This window comes from Pseudomonas sp. LAM2023, from assembly GCF_016620375.1.
Classification (GTDB): Bacteria; Pseudomonadota; Gammaproteobacteria; order Pseudomonadales; family Pseudomonadaceae; genus Aquipseudomonas; species Aquipseudomonas anuradhapurensis.
The window spans coordinates 20,697-39,535 of sequence record NZ_JAENHV010000022.1; the positions used below are offsets into that span (position 1 = coordinate 20,697).

Consider the following 18,839-nt stretch of genomic DNA (forward strand, 5'->3'; position numbering starts at 1 on the left):
AAACTTGCAGGAAACTGGCAACTCAGATGCCTGAACCTGAAAGTTCTTTCTACTCAGCTCACAATCCGGTGAGCGGCTAATAAAACACATTAATAGCCTAATGCCACCAATAGCCATTTGCAATCAGCCATACAGGTGAAAACCAAGAGATTAATGGATACCTAAGGGTTTCCCCGATGCCGCTAATGTTTACCCTGAGTAATTGAAACAGCACCTTGGACTTTCAATATCTGCTTTAAATTTGGATAGTTCAAAAGTTGAGCGTCCTTAAATGTCGAGCAACTTCAGCTCGACATTTAAGTTGCCTGGGTGCTATCAACAGCGCGGCAGGTTGCGCACCACATTCAGCGCGGCGCTGCTCTGGGCCACGGGCATGATCTCGACGGTATTGATGTTCACATGCCCCGGCTGCTCGGCAATCCAGGCCACCGTGGCGGCAATGTCCTCGGGCAGAATGGCCTGTACATCACGGTACAGGGCCTGCACGGCCTCCAGGTCGCCATTGAGGCGCACCACCGAGAAATCAGTGCCCGAGCACAGCCCCGGCTCGATGTTGCTCACCCGCACCCGGGTACCGGCCAGGTCGGCACGCAGGTTGAGGCTGAACTGGCGGACGAAGGCCTTGCTGGCGCCATAGACGTTACCGCCTGGGTAGGGATAGGTGCCGGCGATGGAACCCATGTTGATGATCATGCCACTGTCGGCCTCGACCATCTGCGGCAGGATCTTGTGCGTGACCATGGCCAGGCCGGTGATGTTGGTGTCGATCATGCGCTGCCAGTTTTCCGCACTGCTGGCCTGGGCACGGTCTACGCCCAGCGCCAGCCCGGCGTTGTTGACCAGTAGGTCGATGTGCAGCGATGCGTCCTGAATCTGCGCCATCGCGGCCGCGATCGAGGCAGGTTCGGTGACGTCAAGCGCCAGCGGGATGAAGTTGACCCCCAGTTCGGCTTCCAGCGACTGCAATTTATCCATGCGCCGGGCACCGCCGATCACGCGATAGCCCTTGCCGACCAGCGTGCGGCAGATGGCACGGCCAAAGCCTGCGGAAGCGCCGGTTACGAATGCGGTTTTCATCAGTTGTCTCCTAATGGGATGGGTCAGGCCAAGTACTTCACGCCGAGGCTGGTGAACAGGCAGAGCATCGAGAACACCAGCGCCTTGCGCACCACTTCGTTCCCCTTGCGCAGGGCCAGTGCGCTGCCCAGGTGATTACCCAGGATGTTGCAGGCCACCAGTGGCAGCGCCAGCAAATAGACGACCTTGCCGGCCATGACAAAGGCCACCAGCGCACCGATGTTGGACGCGAAGTTGAAGGTCTTGGAGTTGGCCGAGCTGGAAACCAGGTCCATGCGCAGCAGGTAATGGAAGGCGATGATGAACATGCTGCCGGTACCAGGGCCGAAGAAGCCGTCATAGAAACCGATGGCCAGGCAGGTCAGCGGGACCACGGTGAACAGCATGCGCGACGACAGCTCGCGCTCCTCGACTGGGCGATCCTTCGGTGTGAGGAAGATGAGGATGCCGAACGGAATCAGCGCCAGGATGATCTTGCCTACGGTCTCCTGGGAGATCGACACGATCAGGTGCGCCCCCAGGTAGGCTCCGAGCAGCGAGAACGGCACGCCGACCAGCGCTACCTGCCAGACCATCCTGCTGTTGGCCAGGAAGTTGCGGATAGCAGCCAATGTGCCGAGGGTACTCACCAGTTTTTCCTGGCCGAGGGCCACTTGCGGTGGCATGCCGACCAGCAGGAAGCCCGGCACCAGGAACAACCCGCCGCCCCCGGCGATGCTGTCGACGAAGCCCGCGACAAAGGCGATTGCGCCGAGCATGAGGATGGCGAGTAACCAGTGTTCCGCCCAGAAAGCGCCTAACAGTTCCATAGCAATACTTCCATCGAGTCAGTAAAAGGGATCAGGAGAGAACTTCGTAGAGATGGTCGGCCCGGGCGAAATGCACGCGGCTCAGGTCGTTGACCGCGAACACGCGCAACAACCAGCGGTCGGCACCGTCGTTCTGCGGCTCGAAGCCATCGCGGGCGTGCAGCACGCGCTGGTTCTTGAACACCATGAAATCGCCTGGCAGCAGCAGGTGCGGCTCATCGAAGCGGCGGCTTTCCAGCACGCTGCGCAGGTTGCCCAAGGCCTGCTCGGCGCGCAGGTTGAGGCCGTGGGTGTTCTCGCTGTCGAAGCGGCACAACCACTCCCCTGTGTGGCCACGCGCCAGCACCGGCAGTTCGGCCGTACGACGACGGTTGCTGGCAAATGAGTCCGGGCGGCGGATTTCGAACTGCGGCAGGCAAAGCTCACGCACCGTCGATGGCGACAGCGCGGCGATCACCGCATCGAGGTTGACCAGGGTGGTGCTGATGCGCGGGTCGCAGCGCATGCCGAAGAAGGACAGGTACTCCGGGCAGCAGGACGCGGTACCGAGAGGTTCGCTGGAGAGCGGCAGGTCCGGGTTGTCCACATGGTAGGAAAAGCGCAGGCGCGAGCCATGTGAACTCTTGTGGCTGGACGAGCTGCGCGATGGAATGACATGGCGAAACAGACGGCCGTCATTCTCTCCCTCGTAGACGACCGGGTGGATCCCCATCAGGCTCTGCATGGTCAGGCTGACCAGGCAGGCGATAGGTGTGCTGCGCGGACTGAGCACCCCCGAATAGGGCGTGGGCGGAATATCACGGTCCCGTGGGCAGTTGCGCACGATCATGCTGGTGAGGTGCGGTGTTTCGACAAAACTGCGGATCTGTTGGCAAAGCGCGCTGCCCAGCACGTCCTCGGCCTGGTCCTTGAGTTGCGGATAGAGTTCCTTGCTCGCCTCGAAATCGAGCGGGGTATTGTTCAGCAGGGTTTGCCAGGCACTGGAGATGACCCAGGGCAGGCGGATCTCGAGGGAGGTCTGAGGCTCGGCCCCTTGTTGCAGGTGTGCGCTTTCCATTTCGAACTGGTATTCCATTGAGCAGGCGCGAAGCCGTTCGGTGTCGTTCCAAGCCGGGCAGAAGCGGCTTCAGACGTGGTTTTGTTAAGCCGTTCACAGCTGTGCGATGGCCAAGCAGGCGAGCCATCATGGTGCCTGCACATTGCATCGACTCAATCATTGTAATTTCAAAAATATCGTCGATTCAATTTATTTCTTTCAGAACCAAATGATCGATTGAATCGATTCAATCAAGCTATTGATTTCAAAAGATTTCTGTTTTGTCCTGTGATGGACCGGCAACGCCTTTGCCTGGGGCGCGCCCTCCCCCTGCAACGTAATCGGTGCAATTTACCTACACAAAAACAGAATTACTCCCATTGAGGCTTTCGTGCTAGGCTTCCGCGCTATCGCATTTTCTGGGTGCCATTTCTATGTGGGTTCCTCACTACAGCGACCTGGCACAGCCGGTCTACCTGATGATCGCCGACGCCTTGGAGCAAGACATCGGCAGCGGCAGGCTTATGCCCGGCGAGCGCCTGCCGACACTCAAGGACTTGGCCGAAACCCTGAATGTCACCCCAGGCACCATCGGCCGAGCCTACGACGAAGCCGCCAAGCGTGGCCTGGTGGTAGGCGAAGTGGGGCGCGGCACCTTCGTGCTGCCGCAGCGGCCGGTGCAAAGCGCTGCCCCGGCACCAAGCGTCGCACCGCCGCCAGCACCCGCGGAGCGTCAAAGTGGCCAGATCGACCTTTCGATCATCAAGCCCAACGATGCCCACATGACCGACTGGCTGCGCGGCGCCATCAACGAACTGGCCGCGTCGCCCGGCCTGGCACAGGTGCTCGACTACGTCACCGAGGGCGGCCACGCCACCCACAAGCAAGCCGGCGCAAGCTGGATCCAGCGCTGGCTGCCAGAGGCACGCTGGCAACAGGTGGTGCTGACTTCAGGAGCCCAGCATGGCCTGCTGGTGGCCATCAGCAGCCTGTCGAAAAGCGACGATGTGGTGCTGTGCGAGTCGTTCTGCTACCCGGGCATTATCTCCCTGGCCCACAGCATGGGCCGTCGCCTGCGCGGCGTGGCCATGGACGAGCACGGCCTGATTCCCGAGGCATTGCGCGCAGCCTGCCTGGAGCACCGCCCGTCGCTGCTGGTGTGCGTGACCACCCACCAGAACCCGACCAACTCGATCATGCCCCATGCCCGGCGCCAGGCCATCGCCGAGATTGCCCGTGAGTTCGACCTTTTCATCGTCGATGACGATATCTATGGTTTCCTCGAGCCTGCTGCGGACTACCAGCCATTGGCTGCGTATGCACCCGAGCGCTCGGTGTATCTCACGAGCCTGTCCAAGAGTGTGCTGCCGGCACTGCGCATCGGTTACCTGTACGCCCCGCCGCAAACCCTTTCGCGGTTATCGTCGATGGTCCGCAGCAGCGTCTGGATGCCATCGCCACTGATGGCGCAACTGGCCAGCAACCTGATCAACAGCGGCATGGCCGACCAACTGGTGCGGGTTCAGCAGGACGAGGCAGCGGCGCGCCAGCAAATGGCCCGGGAGATCCTTGGCAAATACCAGATCCGCAGCCAACCCAACAGCTTCCACATCTGGCTGGAATTGCCCGAGCCATGGACCAGCGACGAATTCGCCAACCTGGCGCGCAACAACGGCGTCACGGTAGTCAGTGGCAGCCAGTTCCTGCCAGAACGCAGCCGTGCCACCTGCGGGGTGCGTATCGCCTTGATGGCCCCCAGCCGACAGGAACTGGGCTTTGCCCTGACCAAGCTGGCAAGCCTGCTGGACTCGCCGGAGCCGCGGTTGTTTTATTGAATTGAACCGGTATGGGCTTGCCGCGTCATTTGCGGGTGCTTTGCGCCCCTTTCGCGACACGAGGCCGCCCCAACAGGCACTGACCGTTACACAACTGTATTTGTCGCCCAAACAAATGCCCAGAACGGTACCCGCCAAAAGAACGGCGGGCAGACCGTCGGGTAAGAGGCATTATTCAAATCAAGATGATTTTAACTAATAAGGTTCGGACATACTCACCGACTACGAGTTGAGAGACACATTGAAGTTGTCTCCTTCCAGGTGTCGTACGGAAACCTGGCCGCTAACATCTCGCCCCTCTTCCGTTACGAACTTGTAACGAGACAGAAGGAAATCCTCTGGATAAATAGTACCTTCATTCCGCTGCTTGCCGCCCCGTGCCATCATCAACCCGCCGGCCATTGCAACGAGACCGGAGTTCGCTTGTATGTATTGGAACAGGGTAGGGCCTGAAAACCGATCATAATAGATGACCTCAGGCCCCCATAACTTGATGCCAATGCCCAGCGCCGACACTGCGAAACCAATGACTATTAGTACCCTGCCGTAAAACACAGGGTCTCCAGCAGGTCCCTCAAGATGATCTGCATACATCTTCGAAAAACCGGAGACAGTATACTCTTGTGCATCTGACCTCAGGTCTACTTGACCTAATAAGCATTCCCCCTCACCGCTTTGCATGACCCACCTCATTACAAATGGTGGATACTAAGCGATCCAGGCAGCGAAAACTGCGCGCCACTAGAACTTCAGAAATCTCTGATACTCAAGGTTAGCTCTTCCTAAAGCCTCGGGTTCGCTCGAAAAAAAAACCCAAGGCAACTGCCTTGGGCTTTTAGTCTTTCCAGCTGTTTAGCGGCTCTGATCAGAACGGAATATCGTCATCGAAGCTGTCGAAGTCAGCTGCCGGTTGCGGCGCTGGCTGCTGCGGCGCTGGGCGCTGCGGAGCCTGTTGCGGGCGCGGGGCCTGCTGGCGTGGGGCCTGGTTGTACTGCTGCTGGCCACCGCCATAGTTGCCGCCAGCTTGATTGTACGGGTCACCGCCCTGCTGCTGGCCCTGCGGACGACCGCCGAGCAGCTGCATGGTGCCGTTGATGTCGACGATGATCTCGGTGGTGTAGCGCTTGATACCGTCTTTTTCCCATTCACGGGTCTGCAGCTTGCCTTCGATGTAGCACTGCGAACCCTTGCGCAGGTACTCGCCGGCGATTTCGGCAACCTTGCCGAACAGCGACACACGGTGCCATTCGGTACGCTCGACCTTCTGGCCCGACTGCTTGTCGGTCCACTGCTCGCTGGTAGCCAGGCTCAGGTTGGTCACGGCGTTACCGTTGGGCAGGTAGCGGACTTCGGGATCCTGGCCACAGGTGCCGACCAGAATGACTTTGTTAACCCCACGGGCCATAACGTTCTCCTAGGCTTCGCACGCCGAAGAGGCCGGGTTCACCAGGCGCTCGAGGGTCGTACGGTCCAAAATTTTCGTATCCAGTTTGATATAGATGGCGGCTTCATCTGCCACCACAACGGCGTCGGTCACACCCGGCACGGCCATCAGGCGCTCGGTCAGGCCGGCTTCCCGGACTGCCTCTGGCGTCAGCGGCATGCGCAGGCTGGTCACATAGGGCGGCTCGTTCATGCGCAAGGCGACGACCAACCAGATGGCACACAGCACCGCACAACCGAGGAACACCATGTTCAGCCCGCCGTGCTGGAACAGCCAGCCGCCGAGGATTCCTCCCAGGGCAGCGCCGAGGAACTGGCTGGTGGAGTAAACCCCCATTGCCGTTCCCTTGCCACCTGCCGGCGACACCTTGCTCACCAGCGAAGGCAGCGATGCCTCCAGCAGGTTGAATGCAGTAAAGAATACCACGGTGCCAACCACCAGTCCGCGCAAACCGTCAGCCCACTCCCAGAAGTATATCTCCGTCAGCAGCAGGACACTCACCGCGCCGGCCAACACGCGTTTCATCTTGCGCTTCTTTTCGCCGTAGATGATGAACGGGACCATTGCAAAAAATGAGATGAACAACGCGGTCAGGTACACCCACCAGTGTTGCTCCTTGGGCAGGCCGCCACGCTCGACAAAGGCCAGTGGCAGCGCGACGAAGCTGGCCATGAGAATGGCATGCAGGATGAAAATGCCCGCATCCAGGCGCAGAAGGTCCGGATGGCGCAGGGTCGGGCCGATAGCCTGGCGCGCCACGCCCGACTCGCGGTGCTGCAGGATGCTGTTGGTATTGGGCACGACAAAGGCAATCAGCAGGATACCCACCAGGGCGAGTCCCGCCGTGGCGAGGAACAATCCTGACAAACCAAAGGCACGTGTCAGTAATGGGCCGACGACCATGGCGACGGCAAACGACAGGCCGATGCTCATGCCGATCATGGCCATGGCCTTGGTCCGGTGTTGCTCGCGGGTAAGGTCGGACAGCAGCGCCATGACCGCAGCGGAAATCGCCCCCGCACCCTGCAGGATACGCCCGGCGATCACCCCCCAGATGGAGTCGGCCTGGGCCGCCAGGACACTGCCCAGGGCAAAGATTATCAAACCCAGGTAAATCACCGGCCGACGGCCGATGCGGTCGGAAATCATCCCGAACGGGATCTGCAATATGGCCTGGGTGAGGCCATAGGCACCAATGGCCAGGCCGATCAGTGCAGGGGTGGCACCGGCCAGGTCCATGCCGTAGGTGGCCAGCACCGGCAAGACCATGAACATGCCCAGCATACGAAAGGCAAAGACCAGGGCCAGGCCGCCAGCGGCGCGGGTTTCGCCGCCACTCATGCGCTCGTTGTGGGTGTCGTGCATGGATTAATCTCGTGTGAACCGGCGGCGATTCTATCAGTCCGACAGCTTGACGGCATCTACGCGACGCTTTGCCGCGTACTGGCAGCGCGCCGTATACTTCCTTGTTTATGCCCGCCGAGCGAGGCCGCAGTGGACAAGATCCTGATTCGTGGGGCACGCACCCACAACCTGAAAAACATCGACCTGACCCTGCCCCGGGACAAGCTGATCGTGATCACCGGCCTGTCCGGTTCGGGCAAGTCATCCCTGGCGTTCGACACCCTCTACGCCGAAGGCCAGCGTCGCTACGTGGAATCGCTCTCGGCCTATGCCCGGCAGTTCCTGTCGATGATGGAAAAGCCCGACGTCGACACCATCGAAGGCCTGTCGCCGGCCATCTCCATCGAGCAGAAGTCGACCTCGCACAACCCCCGCTCCACGGTCGGCACCATCACCGAAATCTACGACTACCTGCGCCTGTTGTATGCCCGCGTCGGTACCCCGCGCTGCCCGGACCACGATATTCCACTGGAGGCGCAAACGATCAGCCAGATGGTCGACCTGGTGCTGGAGCGCCCGGAAGGCAGCAAGCTGATGCTGCTGGCCCCGGTGGTTCGCGAGCGCAAGGGCGAACACCTGGCAGTATTCGACGAGCTGCGTGCGCAAGGCTTTGTCCGCGCACGCGTCAACGGCAAGCTCTACGAACTCGATGAGCTACCCAAGCTGGACAAGCAGAAAAAGCACAGCATCGATGTGGTAGTCGACCGCTTCAAGGTACGTGCCGACCTGCAACAGCGCCTGGCCGAGTCGTTCGAAACCGCGCTGAAACTGGCCGACGGCATCGCCCTGGTGGCGCCGATGGACGATGAACCGGGCGAAGAGACGATCTTCTCCGCACGCTTCGCCTGCCCGGTCTGTGGCCACGCCATCAGCGAGCTGGAGCCGAAGCTGTTCTCCTTCAACAACCCTGCCGGTGCCTGCCCGACTTGCGATGGCCTGGGGGTCAAGCAGTTCTTCGACACCAAGCGCCTGGTCAATGCCGAGCTCACCCTGGCCGAAGGTGCGATCCGCGGCTGGGACCGGCGCAACGTTTACTACTTCCAGATGCTCGGTTCGCTGGCTGCGCATTATGGCTTCAGCCTGGAAGAGCCGTTCGGCGAGCTCTCGGCAGAACACCAGAAGGTGATCCTGCAGGGCAGCGGCAAGCAGAGTGTCGACTTCAAGTACCTCAACGACCGCGGCGACATCGTCAAGCGCTCGCACCCGTTCGAAGGCATCGTGCCGAACCTGGAGCGGCGCTACCGCGAAACCGAGTCGGCCACCGTGCGTGAAGAGCTGGCCAAGTTCCTCGGCACCCAGCCCTGCCCGGATTGCCGCGGTACTCGCCTGCGCCGCGAAGCGCGCCATGTGTGGGTGGGTGAAAAGACCCTGCCGGCGGTGACCAACCTGCCGATCGGTGAAGCCAGCAACTATTTCGGCGCCCTGACCCTGACCGGTCGCCGTGGCGAAATCGCCGCGAAGATCCTCAAGGAAATCTGCGAGCGCCTGCAGTTCCTGGTCAACGTCGGCCTCGACTACCTCACCCTCGACCGCAGCGCCGATACCCTGTCCGGTGGCGAGGCACAGCGTATTCGCCTGGCCAGCCAGATCGGCGCCGGCCTGGTGGGGGTGATGTACATCCTCGACGAGCCGTCCATCGGCCTTCACCAACGCGACAACGACCGTCTGCTGGCCACCCTCAATCACCTGCGCGACCTGGGTAATACAGTGATCGTGGTGGAACACGACGAGGACGCCATCCGCCTGGCCGACTACGTCGTGGACATCGGCCCCGGTGCCGGCGTACATGGCGGCAAGATCGTCGCCGAGGGCACGCCACAGGAAGTCATGGCCCACCCCGACTCGCTGACCGGCAAGTACCTGTCCGGGCGCAAGAAGATCGTCGTGCCGGCCAAGCGCACGCCGCGCAACAAGAAGCTGCAACTCAAGCTCAAGGGCGCGCGCGGCAACAACCTGCAAAACGTCGACCTGGAAATTCCGATCGGCCTGCTGACCTGCGTGACCGGGGTGTCCGGTTCGGGCAAGTCGACGCTCATCAACAACACGCTGTTCCCGCTGGCCGCCACCGCCCTGAATGGCGCAAGCAGCCTGGAGGCTGCGCCCCACAGCAGCATGGATGGCCTGCAGCACCTGGATAAGGTGGTGGATATCGATCAGAGCCCGATCGGCCGCACTCCTCGTTCGAACCCGGCAACCTATACCGGCATCTTCACGCCTATCCGCGAGCTGTTCTCCGGCGTTCCGGAATCGCGCTCGCGCGGTTATGGCCCCGGGCGGTTCTCGTTCAACGTCAAAGGCGGCCGTTGCGAGGCCTGCCAGGGCGATGGCCTGATCAAGGTGGAGATGCACTTCCTGCCGGACATCTACGTGCCGTGCGACGTGTGCAAGAGCAAGCGCTACAACCGCGAAACGCTGGAGATCAAGTATAAGGGCAAGAACATCCACGAAGTGCTGGAAATGACCATCGAGGATGCCCGCGAGTTCTTCGACGCGGTACCAGCGCTCGCGCGCAAGCTACAGACGTTGATGGACGTGGGGCTGTCCTACATCAAGCTGGGGCAATCGGCGACTACGTTGTCGGGTGGCGAGGCACAGCGGGTGAAACTGTCGCGCGAGCTGTCCAAGCGTGATACCGGCAAGACCCTCTACATTCTCGACGAGCCGACCACAGGCCTGCACTTTGCCGATATCCAGCAGTTGCTGGACGTGCTGCATCGCCTGCGCGACCACGGCAATACCGTGGTGGTGATCGAGCACAACCTGGATGTGATCAAGACTGCGGACTGGCTGGTGGACCTTGGGCCGGAGGGTGGCTCGAAAGGTGGACAGATCATTGCCTGTGGCACACCGGAAGAACTCAGCGAGATGAAGCAGTCCTATACCGGGCATTACCTGAAACCGCTTCTGGAGCGGGATCGGGCTTGAGGGAAATGGGGCGCTTTGCCCCTATCGATACAAGGCCGCGCCTAAAGACCGCCGCATTATCCTCGGATAAATGCGGCCGGCTGTAGGAGCGGCCTTGTATCGTGAAGGGCTGCAAAGCAGCCCCCAGCATCTGTTTACATCTGCGACTGCAGGTAGTTCTCGAGGCCAATGGCCTTGATCAGCCCCTGCTGCTTCTCCAGCCAATAGGTGTGGTCTTCTTCGGTATCAGCCAGCTGCGCGCGCAAGATATCTCGGCTGACGTAATCCTTGTGCAGCTCACACAGTTCGATACCTTTGCATAACGCGGCACGCACCTTGTACTCGAGCTTGAGATCAGCTTCGATCATCTCCGGCACGGTGCTGCCCACTTCCAGGTCGTCCGCGCGCATGTCAGGTGTGCCTTCGAGCATGAGGATACGACGCATCAGGGCATCGGCGTGCTGCGTCTCCTCTTCCATCTCGTGGTTGATGCGCTCGTAGAGCTTGGACAGGCCCCAATCTTCATACATACGCGAGTGAATGAAGTACTGGTCGCGCGCAGCCAGTTCGCCCTTCAACAGCGTGACGAGGTAGTTGATTACGTCCGGGTGGCCTTGCATCGCCCTGCTTCTCCATGTGAAAACGTCTATTACCCATAGTGTGAACCAGCTTTTACTTGCGGTCACTGAAAAATGCGCAATAAGAAGCAAAAAAAGCCCTGAACAGTAGTGATATTCATTGAAAAACCGCCCAAATGAGGGCGGTTCTTCTTATCACTTCGACTTAGGCGAGATCGATGCCCAAAGCCTTGGCAACCCCTTCGCCGTAGGCCGGATCGGCCTTGAAGAAGTACTGCAGCTGGCGCTGGACCACGTCTTGGCTTACACCTGCCATGGCTCCCGCGATGTTGTTGATCAACAGGGCTTTCTGCTCATCATTCATCAAGCGGAACAGCGCACCGGCATGGCTGTAGTAATCGCTGTCTTCGCGATGATTGTAACGGTCCGCCGCCCCTTCCAACGCCAGCGCGGGCTCAGCATGACGTGGTGACTGCTTCGGCGCGTCGCCATAGCTGTTGGGCTCATAGTTCGGCGCGCTACCGTACGTGCAGCTGGCCATGGAGCCATCGCGCTGGTAGCTGTTAACCGGGCAACGTGGCGCGTTAACCGGCAACTGCTGGTGGTTGGTACCCACCCGGTAGCGGTGCGCATCAGCGTAGGCGAATACCCGACCTTGCAGCATGCGGTCCGGCGACAGACCGACACCTGGCACCATGTTGCTTGGGCCAAATGCAGCTTGCTCGACCTCAGCGAAGTAGTTCAGCGGGTTGCGGTTGAGTTCAAGCACACCCACCTCGATCAGCGGGTAGTCCTTCTGCGACCAGGTCTTGGTGACGTCGAAGGGGTTCTCGTCGCGGTTGGCTGCCTCGGCTTCACTCATTACCTGAATGCATAGGGTCCAGCGTGGATAGTCGCCGCGCTCGATCGCTTCGAAGAGATCGCGCTGAGCGTAGTCCGGATCGGTACCGGCCAGGCGTGCAGCATCCGCCGGGGCGAGGTTCTTGATGCCTTGCTGAGTCTTGAAGTGCCACTTGACCCAGGTACGTTGCCCCTCGGCATTGATCAGGCTGTAGGTATGGCTGCCGAAGCCGTGCATGTGGCGGTAGCCGTCCGGAATGCCGCGGTCGGAGAACAGGATAGTGACCTGGTGCAGCGCCTCGGGGGAGTGCGACCAGAAGTCCCACATCATTTGCGCATTTTTCAGGTTGGTTTGCGGGTGGCGCTTCTGCGTGTGGATGAAGTCAGGGAACTTCAGCGGGTCGCGGATGAAAAACACCGGCGTGTTGTTGCCCACAATGTCCCAGTTGCCTTCTTCGGTGTAGAACTTCACGGCAAAGCCGCGCGGATCGCGTTCGGTGTCGGCCGAACCACGCTCGCCACCCACGGTGGAAAAGCGCAGGAACGTCTCGGTTTGCTTGCCGATCTGCTCAAACAGCTTGGCACTGGTGTAAGCCGTGATATCGCGCGTGACGGTAAAGGTACCGTAGGCACCCGAGCCCTTGGCGTGGACGCGGCGCTCAGGGATGTTCTCGCGGTTGAAATGGGCAAGCTTCTCGATCAGGTGGAAGTCGTCGAGCAGCAACGGGCCGCGTGGGCCGGCGGAACGGGAATTCTGGTTATCGGCTACAGGGGCACCGCTGGCGGTGGTGAGAATCTTGCTCATGGGCTCTCCTTATCGGTCTACAAGCGCCGGCTGATCGGCTGTGGAGAGTATTGACGAGCAAGGTTACAAGAACAAATTCATTACATGACTTGTATCAATAGAAATAAACAATACATCCAGAAACAAAAAACCGGGCACTAGGCCCGGTTCTTTGTAGCAGACAGAACGTCTTACTCAGCAGCTTCTACAGCACCGCCGACCGGACGATCAACCAGCTCGACGTACGCCATAGGCGCGTTGTCGCCAGCGCGGAAACCGCACTTCAGGATGCGCAGGTAGCCGCCCTGACGGGTGGCGTAACGCTTGCCCAGGTCGTTGAACAGCTTGCCAACAGCGGACTTCGAACGGGTACGGTCGAAGGCCAGACGGCGGTTAGCTACGCTGTCTTCCTTGGCCAGGGTGATCAGCGGCTCGGCAACGCGGCGCAGTTCCTTGGCTTTCGGCAGGGTGGTTTTGATCAGCTCGTGCTCGATCAGCGACACTGCCATGTTCTGGAACATAGCCTTGCGGTGAGAGCTGGTACGGCTCAGGTGACGTCCACTTTTACGATGACGCATGATTCATTCCTTACCAAACACTACGTTCGGTGATTACGACGATCAGGCGGTCGCCTTGTCGTCTTTCTTAAGACTTGCAGGCGGCCAGTTGTCGAGGCGCATGCCGAGAGACAGACCACGAGAGGCCAGCACGTCCTTGATTTCAGTCAGGGACTTCTTGCCCAGGTTAGGAGTCTTCAACAGCTCTACTTCGGTACGCTGAATCAGGTCGCCGATGTAGTAGATGTTCTCCGCCTTGAGGCAGTTGGCCGAACGTACAGTCAGTTCCAGGTCGTCAACCGGACGCAGCAGGATCGGATCGATCTCGTCTTCCTGCTCGACTACGACAGGCTCGCTGTCACCTTTGAGGTCGACGAACGCGGCCAGCTGCTGTTGCAGGATGGTCGCAGCGCGGCGGATAGCCTCTTCAGGGTCCAGGGTGCCGTTGGTTTCCAGATCAATGACCAGCTTGTCCAGGTTGGTACGCTGTTCAACACGGGCGTTCTCGACCACGTAGGCGATACGACGCACCGGGCTGAACGAAGCGTCCAGCTGCAGACGGCCAATGCTACGGCTTTCGTCTTCGTCGGTTTGACGGGAGTCGGCCGGCTCGTAACCACGACCACGAGCTACGGTGAGCTTCATGTTCAGGGCGCCGTTCGACGCCAGGTTCGCGATTACGTGATCGGGGTTGACGATCTCGACATCGTGATCCAGCTGAATATCGGCAGCGGTAACCACCCCCGAACCCTTTTTCGACAAGGTCAGCGTAACTTCGTCACGACCGTGCAGCTTGATAGCCAGGCCCTTCAGGTTCAACAGGATTTCAATGACGTCTTCCTGTACACCTTCGATCGCGGAGTACTCGTGGAGTACGCCATCGATCTCGGCCTCGACTACTGCACAGCCAGGCATGGAGGACAACAGGATGCGGCGCAGCGCGTTGCCCAGGGTATGGCCGAAACCACGCTCGAGAGGCTCGAGCGTGATCTTGGCGCGGGTCGGACTGACTACCTGCACATCAATGTGGCGGGGAGTCAGGAACTCATTTACCGAAATCTGCATGGATGCACCTATTTTCTAGCCCTTACTTGGAGTAGAGCTCGACAATCAGGTTCTCGTTGATGTCGGCAGACAGGTCGCTGCGAGCAGGAACGTTCTTGAAAACGCCCGACTTTTTAGCAGCATCCACATCAACCCACTCAACGCGGCCACGCTGGGCGCACAGTTCAAGGGCTTGAACAATGCGCAGCTGGTTCGACGACTTCTCGCGAACCGCGACCACGTCACCCGGACGAACTTGGTAGGATGGAATGTTCACAGTCTTACCGTTGACGCTGATCGCTTTGTGCGAAACCAGCTGACGGGATTCGGCGCGAGTCGAACCGAAGCCCATACGGTAGACGACGTTATCCAGACGGCACTCGAGCAGTTGCAGCAGGTTCTCACCGGTTGCGCCTTTTTTCGAGGCTGCAGCCTGGTAGTAACCGCGGAACTGACGCTCCAGAACACCGTAGATACGACGAACTTTTTGCTTCTCGCGCAGCTGGGTACCGTAGTCGGACTGACGGCCACGGCGCTGGCCGTGGATACCTGGGGCTGCTTCGATGTTGCACTTCGATTCCAGAGCGCGAACGCCGCTCTTCAGGAACAGGTCAGTGCCTTCACGGCGAGACAGTTTGCATTTTGGACCAATGTAACGTGCCATTTATCTGTCTCCTGATTACACGCGACGCTTCTTCGGCGGACGGCACCCGTTGTGCGGGATTGGCGTCACGTCGGTGATGCTGGCGATCTTGTAGCCGCAGCTGTTCAGTGCACGAACGGCGGACTCACGACCTGGACCTGGACCCTTGACGTTCACGTCGAGGTTCTTCAGACCGTATTCCAGCGCAGCTTGACCAGCACGCTCAGCAGCGATCTGGGCTGCGAACGGGGTGGATTTGCGCGAACCACGGAAACCCGAACCACCGGAGGTCGCCCAGGACAAAGCGTTGCCCTGACGGTCGGTGATGGTCACGATGGTGTTGTTGAAAGAGGCATGGATGTGGGCGATGCCATCAACCACTGTCTTTTTGACTTTCTTACGAGGACGAGCAGCAGGTTTTGCCATGTCTATATTCCTGGGCGATTACTTGCGGATCGGCTTACGCGGGCCCTTACGGGTGCGTGCGTTGGTCTTGGTGCGCTGACCGCGAACCGGCAGACCTTTACGATGACGCAGGCCGCGGTAGCAACCCAGGTCCATCAAGCGCTTGATCTTCATGTTGATGTCACGACGCAGGTCACCTTCGGTGGTGAACTTCGCGACTTCGCCACGCAGGGTTTCGATTTGCTCGTCGCTCAGATCCTTGATCTTAGCGGCTGGGTTTACACCAGCGTCTGCACAGATCTTCTGTGCAGTAGTGCGACCGACACCATAGATGTAGGTCAGCGAGATAACAGCATGCTTGTTATCTGGAATGTTGACGCCTGCAATACGGGCCATTCAGTGGGACTCCAATTGACAGCTACCTACGCCCCGGAAGCCAAGAAATAGGGCGCGAGATAATATCGCTGTAGAAACGAATAATCAACCCAGCAGCACACTAGCTGCTGGGTTTGAAGCGCAGATCACACTCAGCCTTGGCGCTGTTTGTGACGCGGTTCCGCGCTGCAGATCACTCGTACGACGCCTTCGCGACGGATGATCTTGCAGTTACGGCACAGCTTTTTCACCGATGCACGAACTTTCATTACCGACTCCTCGAACCTTAGGGGCGTATCAGCGCAGCAAACCGCTGCCACCGTAGCCTTTCAGGTTGGCTTTCTTCATCAGGGATTCGTACTGGTGCGAAACGAGGTGCGATTGTACTTGGGACATGAAGTCCATCACAACCACTACCACAATCAGCAACGAGGTCCCGCCAAGGTAGAACGGCACATTTGCTGCCACCACCAGGAACTGGGGCAGAAGGCAGACGGCCATCATGTAAAGAGCACCGAACATGGTCAGACGGGTCAGAACGCCATCAATGTAGCGTGCCGACTGCTCACCAGGACGGATACCCGGAATAAAGGCACCGGACTTCTTCAGGTTTTCCGCTACGTCTTTCGGGTTGAACATCAGCGCTGTGTAGAAGAAGCAGAAGAAAATGATCCCTGCACTAAACAGCAGAATGTTCAACGGCTGACCAGGAGCGATCGACTGCGAGATGTCCTGCAGCCAGCCCATACCTTCGGACTGACCGAACCAGGCACCCAGCGAAGCCGGGAACAGCAGAATGCTGCTCGCGAAAATGGCCGGGATAACCCCCGCCATGTTCACCTTCAGCGGCAGGTGGCTGGTCTGCGCAGCGAAGACCTTGCGGCCCTGCTGACGCTTGGCGTAGTGAACGGCGATACGACGCTGACCACGCTCAATGAACACCACGAAGCCGATAATCGCTACTGCCAGCAAACCGATAGCGACCAGGGCGAAAATGTTGATATCGCCTGTGCGTGCAGACTCGAAAGACTGCCCGATTGCTCTCGGAAGACCGGCAACGATACCTGCGAAGATCAACATCGAGATACCGTTGCCCACACCGCGCTCGGTGATCTGCTCGCCCAGCCACATCATGAACATCGCGCCTGCCACGAAGGTGGAGACGGCGACGACATGGAAGCCCAGACCTACAGAAAACGCCACGCCCTGGTTGGCCAGGCCAATGGACATGCCAATGGCTTGGACCAGTGCCAGGATAACGGTGCCGTAGCGGGTGTACTGGCTGATCTTGCGACGGCCAGCTTCACCTTCCTTCTTCAACTGCTCCAGTTGCGGGCTGACCGCCGTCATCAGCTGCATGATGATCGATGCCGAGATGTACGGCATGATCCCCAGTGCAAAGATGCTCATGCGCTCGAGCGCGCCACCGGAAAACATGTTGAACAAGCTAAGAATGGTCCCCTCATTCTGCCGAAACAGATCCGCCAGACGGTCTGGATTGATGCCAGGAACCGGGATATGCGCACCTATCCGATAGACGATGATCGCCATGAACAGAAAGCGCAGACGAGCCCAGAGTTCCGACATCCCGCCCTTACCGAGCGAAGAGAGAGCACCTTGCTTAGCCATTTATTCCTCGAACTTGCCGCCAGCTGCTTCGATAGCCGCACGCGCACCCTTGGTGGCTGCGATACCCTTGATGGTGACTGCGCGAGTGACTTCGCCAGACAGCATGATTTTCACGCGCTGTACGTTCTGGCCGATCACGTTGGCATCCTTCAGGGATTGCACGGAGATCACGTCGCCTTCCACCTTGGCCAGCTCGGACAGACGCACTTCGGCGCGGTCCATGGCTTTCAGGGAAACGAAGCCGAATTTCGGCAGACGACGGTGCAGCGGCTGTTGACCGCCTTCGAAGCCCGGAGCGATGGTGCCACCGGAACGGGAGGTCTGACCTTTGTGACCACGGCCACCAGTCTTGCCCAAACCGCTACCGATACCACGACCCGGACGATGCTTCTCGCGACGGGAACCCGGCGCTGGACTCAGATCATTGAGTTTCATCGATTAACCCTCGACCTTCAGCATGTAGTAAGCCTTGTTGATCATCCCGCGGTTTTCGGGAGTATCCTGGACTTCTACAGTGTGACCGATGCGACGCAGACCCAGGCCTTTAACGCACAGTTTGTGGTTAGGCAGACGGCCGGCAGTGCTCTTGATCAGCGTTACTTTTACGGTTGCCATGATCAGAAGATCTCCTCAACGCTCTTGCCGCGCTTGGCAGCAATGGATTCAGGAGATTGCATGGCTTTCAGGCCCTTGAAGGTGGCGTAAACCACGTTCACAGGGTTGGTCGAACCGTAGCACTTGGCCAGAACGTTCTGAACACCAGCAACTTCCAGGACAGCACGCATTGCGCCACCGGCGATGATACCGGTACCTTCCGAGGCAGGCTGCATGTAAACCTTCGAGGCGCCGTGGGCAGCCTTGGTGGCGTACTGCAGGGTGGTGCCCTTCAGGTCAACCTGGATCATGTTGCGGCGAGCAGCTTCCATAGCCTTCTGGATCGCAGCAGGTACTTCGCGCGACTTGCCACGGCCGAAGCCAACACGACCTTTGCCATCACCTACCACGGTCAGCGCGGTGAAGGTGAAGATACGGCCGCCTTTTACGGTTTTGGCAACGCGGTTAACTTGAACCAGCTTCTCGATGTAGCCTTCGTCGCGCTTTTGATCGTTATTTGCCATAACTTAGAACTCCAGCCCGCCTTCACGAGCAGCATCAGCCAGCGCCTTGACGCGGCCGTGGTACTTGAAGCCGGAACGGTCAAAGGCAACTTGAGATACACCGGCGGCTTTCGCACGCTCAGCTACCAGCTTGCCAACCTTAGTGGCCGCGTCGATGTTGCCAGTGGCGCCATCACGCAGTTCTTTGTCCAAGGTCGAGGCGCTTGCCAGAACCTTGCTGCCGTCGGCCGAAATGACCTGGGCGTAGATGTGCTGCGAGGAGCGGAACACGCACAGGCGCACGACTTCGAGTTCGTGCATCTTGAGGCGTGCTTTGCGAGCGCGACGCAGTCGAGTAACTTTTTTGTCGGTCATTTG

21 protein-coding genes are annotated in these 18,839 nt (G+C 59.3%); 2 read left to right on the forward strand and 19 right to left on the reverse strand.

Annotated elements, in window-relative coordinates; translation table 11 throughout:
- Positions 1 to 315: 315 nt before the first annotated feature.
- Genes JKP78_RS12650 through JKP78_RS12660 form a run of 3 tightly spaced genes read right to left on the reverse strand, consistent with a single transcriptional unit; the run spans position 316 to position 2,943 of the window.
- Positions 316 to 1,077, reverse strand: a complete 762-nt coding sequence (locus JKP78_RS12650; RefSeq protein WP_186690395.1) for an SDR family NAD(P)-dependent oxidoreductase — start codon at positions 1,075 to 1,077, stop codon at positions 316 to 318.
- Positions 1,078 to 1,100: 23 nt separating this feature from the next.
- Complete coding sequence (locus tag JKP78_RS12655; RefSeq protein ID WP_170028002.1) at positions 1,101 to 1,886, reverse strand: sulfite exporter TauE/SafE family protein; 786 nt, start codon at positions 1,884 to 1,886, stop codon at positions 1,101 to 1,103.
- Positions 1,887 to 1,917: 31 nt separating this feature from the next.
- Positions 1,918 to 2,943 (reverse strand): TauD/TfdA family dioxygenase, encoded by a 1,026-nt coding sequence (locus JKP78_RS12660; RefSeq protein WP_170028001.1) that lies wholly within the window; start codon positions 2,941 to 2,943, stop codon positions 1,918 to 1,920.
- A gap of 413 nt (positions 2,944 to 3,356) precedes the next feature.
- Here JKP78_RS12660 and JKP78_RS12665 point away from each other — a divergent pair, with 413 nt between their 5' ends.
- Entirely contained in the window at positions 3,357 to 4,757 is a 1,401-nt protein-coding gene (locus JKP78_RS12665) for an aminotransferase-like domain-containing protein (protein WP_186690396.1), read from the forward strand.
- A gap of 222 nt (positions 4,758 to 4,979) precedes the next feature.
- On the opposite strand, the gene JKP78_RS12670 is transcribed toward JKP78_RS12665, so the two are convergent.
- The 3 genes from JKP78_RS12670 to JKP78_RS12680 all read right to left on the reverse strand — a co-directional run bounded on the left by JKP78_RS12670 (position 4,980) and on the right by JKP78_RS12680 (position 7,566).
- On the reverse strand, positions 4,980 to 5,438 hold the full coding sequence (locus JKP78_RS12670; RefSeq protein ID WP_186690397.1) for a hypothetical protein: 459 nt from the start codon (positions 5,436 to 5,438) through the stop codon (positions 4,980 to 4,982).
- 184 nt (positions 5,439 to 5,622) lie between these two features.
- Positions 5,623 to 6,162: a single-stranded DNA-binding protein gene (locus JKP78_RS12675; protein ID WP_170027998.1), complete on the reverse strand. Its 540-nt coding sequence runs from the start codon at positions 6,160 to 6,162 to the stop codon at positions 5,623 to 5,625.
- Positions 6,163 to 6,171: 9 nt separating this feature from the next.
- A complete protein-coding gene (locus JKP78_RS12680) occupies positions 6,172 to 7,566 on the reverse strand; it encodes an MFS transporter (RefSeq protein ID WP_186690398.1) in 1,395 nt (464 codons plus the stop codon).
- 129 nt (positions 7,567 to 7,695) lie between these two features.
- Here JKP78_RS12680 and uvrA point away from each other — a divergent pair, with 129 nt between their 5' ends.
- A complete protein-coding gene (gene uvrA / locus JKP78_RS12685) occupies positions 7,696 to 10,530 on the forward strand; it encodes an excinuclease ABC subunit UvrA (RefSeq protein WP_170027996.1) in 2,835 nt (944 codons plus the stop codon).
- A gap of 134 nt (positions 10,531 to 10,664) precedes the next feature.
- Here uvrA and bfr read toward each other — a convergent pair whose 3' ends face one another.
- The 13 genes from bfr to rplR form a co-directional block, all read right to left on the reverse strand.
- Positions 10,665 to 11,129 carry a bacterioferritin gene (gene bfr / locus JKP78_RS12690; protein WP_084857331.1) on the reverse strand — a complete coding sequence of 155 codons (465 nt, stop codon included), beginning with the start codon at positions 11,127 to 11,129 and terminating at the stop codon, positions 10,665 to 10,667.
- A 163-nt stretch (positions 11,130 to 11,292) separates the two neighbouring features.
- On the reverse strand, positions 11,293 to 12,732 hold the full coding sequence (locus JKP78_RS12695) for a catalase (protein ID WP_200626776.1): 1,440 nt from the start codon (positions 12,730 to 12,732) through the stop codon (positions 11,293 to 11,295).
- Between the two features lie 170 nt (positions 12,733 to 12,902).
- Positions 12,903 to 13,289, reverse strand: coding sequence for a 50S ribosomal protein L17 (gene rplQ / locus JKP78_RS12700; protein ID WP_003255451.1), 387 nt, complete (start codon positions 13,287 to 13,289; stop codon positions 12,903 to 12,905).
- Between the two features lie 42 nt (positions 13,290 to 13,331).
- A complete protein-coding gene (locus JKP78_RS12705) occupies positions 13,332 to 14,333 on the reverse strand; it encodes a DNA-directed RNA polymerase subunit alpha (RefSeq protein ID WP_003255452.1) in 1,002 nt (333 codons plus the stop codon).
- 22 nt (positions 14,334 to 14,355) lie between these two features.
- A complete protein-coding gene (gene rpsD / locus JKP78_RS12710) occupies positions 14,356 to 14,976 on the reverse strand; it encodes a 30S ribosomal protein S4 (RefSeq protein WP_087503320.1) in 621 nt (206 codons plus the stop codon).
- A 15-nt stretch (positions 14,977 to 14,991) separates the two neighbouring features.
- Positions 14,992 to 15,381, reverse strand: coding sequence for a 30S ribosomal protein S11 (rpsK, locus tag JKP78_RS12715; protein WP_003255454.1), 390 nt, complete (start codon positions 15,379 to 15,381; stop codon positions 14,992 to 14,994).
- Between the two features lie 18 nt (positions 15,382 to 15,399).
- Positions 15,400 to 15,756: a 30S ribosomal protein S13 gene (gene rpsM, locus JKP78_RS12720; protein ID WP_003257112.1), complete on the reverse strand. Its 357-nt coding sequence runs from the start codon at positions 15,754 to 15,756 to the stop codon at positions 15,400 to 15,402.
- 131 nt (positions 15,757 to 15,887) lie between these two features.
- Positions 15,888 to 16,004 (reverse strand): 50S ribosomal protein L36, encoded by a 117-nt coding sequence (gene rpmJ, locus JKP78_RS12725; protein WP_002555468.1) that lies wholly within the window; start codon positions 16,002 to 16,004, stop codon positions 15,888 to 15,890.
- Positions 16,005 to 16,032: 28 nt separating this feature from the next.
- Positions 16,033 to 17,364, reverse strand: coding sequence for a preprotein translocase subunit SecY (gene secY, locus JKP78_RS12730; RefSeq protein ID WP_003257108.1), 1,332 nt, complete (start codon positions 17,362 to 17,364; stop codon positions 16,033 to 16,035).
- Entirely contained in the window at positions 17,365 to 17,799 is a 435-nt protein-coding gene (gene rplO, locus JKP78_RS12735) for a 50S ribosomal protein L15 (protein ID WP_170027994.1), read from the reverse strand.
- A 3-nt stretch (positions 17,800 to 17,802) separates the two neighbouring features.
- Complete coding sequence (gene rpmD, locus JKP78_RS12740) at positions 17,803 to 17,979, reverse strand: 50S ribosomal protein L30 (RefSeq protein ID WP_028690238.1); 177 nt, start codon at positions 17,977 to 17,979, stop codon at positions 17,803 to 17,805.
- A gap of 2 nt (positions 17,980 to 17,981) precedes the next feature.
- Entirely contained in the window at positions 17,982 to 18,482 is a 501-nt protein-coding gene (gene rpsE / locus JKP78_RS12745) for a 30S ribosomal protein S5 (RefSeq protein WP_003255465.1), read from the reverse strand.
- A gap of 3 nt (positions 18,483 to 18,485) precedes the next feature.
- Entirely contained in the window at positions 18,486 to 18,836 is a 351-nt protein-coding gene (rplR, locus tag JKP78_RS12750) for a 50S ribosomal protein L18 (protein WP_009397496.1), read from the reverse strand.
- Positions 18,837 to 18,839: the final 3 nt, after the last annotated feature.

Coding starts and splice junctions, on each gene's coding strand:
- JKP78_RS12650 (WP_186690395.1), bottom strand. CDS start 1,077: ATGAAAACCGCATTCGTAACCGGCGCTTCCGCAGGCTTTGGCCGTGCC.
- JKP78_RS12655 (WP_170028002.1), bottom strand. CDS start 1,886: ATGGAACTGTTAGGCGCTTTCTGGGCGGAACACTGGTTACTCGCCATC.
- JKP78_RS12660 (WP_170028001.1), bottom strand. CDS start 2,943: ATGGAAAGCGCACACCTGCAACAAGGGGCCGAGCCTCAGACCTCCCTC.
- JKP78_RS12665 (WP_186690396.1), top strand. CDS start 3,357: ATGTGGGTTCCTCACTACAGCGACCTGGCACAGCCGGTCTACCTGATG.
- JKP78_RS12670 (WP_186690397.1), bottom strand. CDS start 5,438: ATGCAAAGCGGTGAGGGGGAATGCTTATTAGGTCAAGTAGACCTGAGG.
- JKP78_RS12675 (WP_170027998.1), bottom strand. CDS start 6,162: ATGGCCCGTGGGGTTAACAAAGTCATTCTGGTCGGCACCTGTGGCCAG.
- JKP78_RS12680 (WP_186690398.1), bottom strand. CDS start 7,566: ATGCACGACACCCACAACGAGCGCATGAGTGGCGGCGAAACCCGCGCC.
- bfr (WP_084857331.1), bottom strand. CDS start 11,129: ATGCAAGGCCACCCGGACGTAATCAACTACCTCGTCACGCTGTTGAAG.
- JKP78_RS12695 (WP_200626776.1), bottom strand. CDS start 12,732: ATGAGCAAGATTCTCACCACCGCCAGCGGTGCCCCTGTAGCCGATAAC.
- rplQ (WP_003255451.1), bottom strand. CDS start 13,289: ATGCGTCATCGTAAAAGTGGACGTCACCTGAGCCGTACCAGCTCTCAC.
- JKP78_RS12705 (WP_003255452.1), bottom strand. CDS start 14,333: ATGCAGATTTCGGTAAATGAGTTCCTGACTCCCCGCCACATTGATGTG.
- rpsD (WP_087503320.1), bottom strand. CDS start 14,976: ATGGCACGTTACATTGGTCCAAAATGCAAACTGTCTCGCCGTGAAGGC.
- rpsK (WP_003255454.1), bottom strand. CDS start 15,381: ATGGCAAAACCTGCTGCTCGTCCTCGTAAGAAAGTCAAAAAGACAGTG.
- rpsM (WP_003257112.1), bottom strand. CDS start 15,756: ATGGCCCGTATTGCAGGCGTCAACATTCCAGATAACAAGCATGCTGTT.
- rpmJ (WP_002555468.1), bottom strand. CDS start 16,004: ATGAAAGTTCGTGCATCGGTGAAAAAGCTGTGCCGTAACTGCAAGATC.
- secY (WP_003257108.1), bottom strand. CDS start 17,364: ATGGCTAAGCAAGGTGCTCTCTCTTCGCTCGGTAAGGGCGGGATGTCG.
- rplO (WP_170027994.1), bottom strand. CDS start 17,799: ATGAAACTCAATGATCTGAGTCCAGCGCCGGGTTCCCGTCGCGAGAAG.
- rpmD (WP_028690238.1), bottom strand. CDS start 17,979: ATGGCAACCGTAAAAGTAACGCTGATCAAGAGCACTGCCGGCCGTCTG.
- rpsE (WP_003255465.1), bottom strand. CDS start 18,482: ATGGCAAATAACGATCAAAAGCGCGACGAAGGCTACATCGAGAAGCTG.
- rplR (WP_009397496.1), bottom strand. CDS start 18,836: ATGACCGACAAAAAAGTTACTCGACTGCGTCGCGCTCGCAAAGCACGC.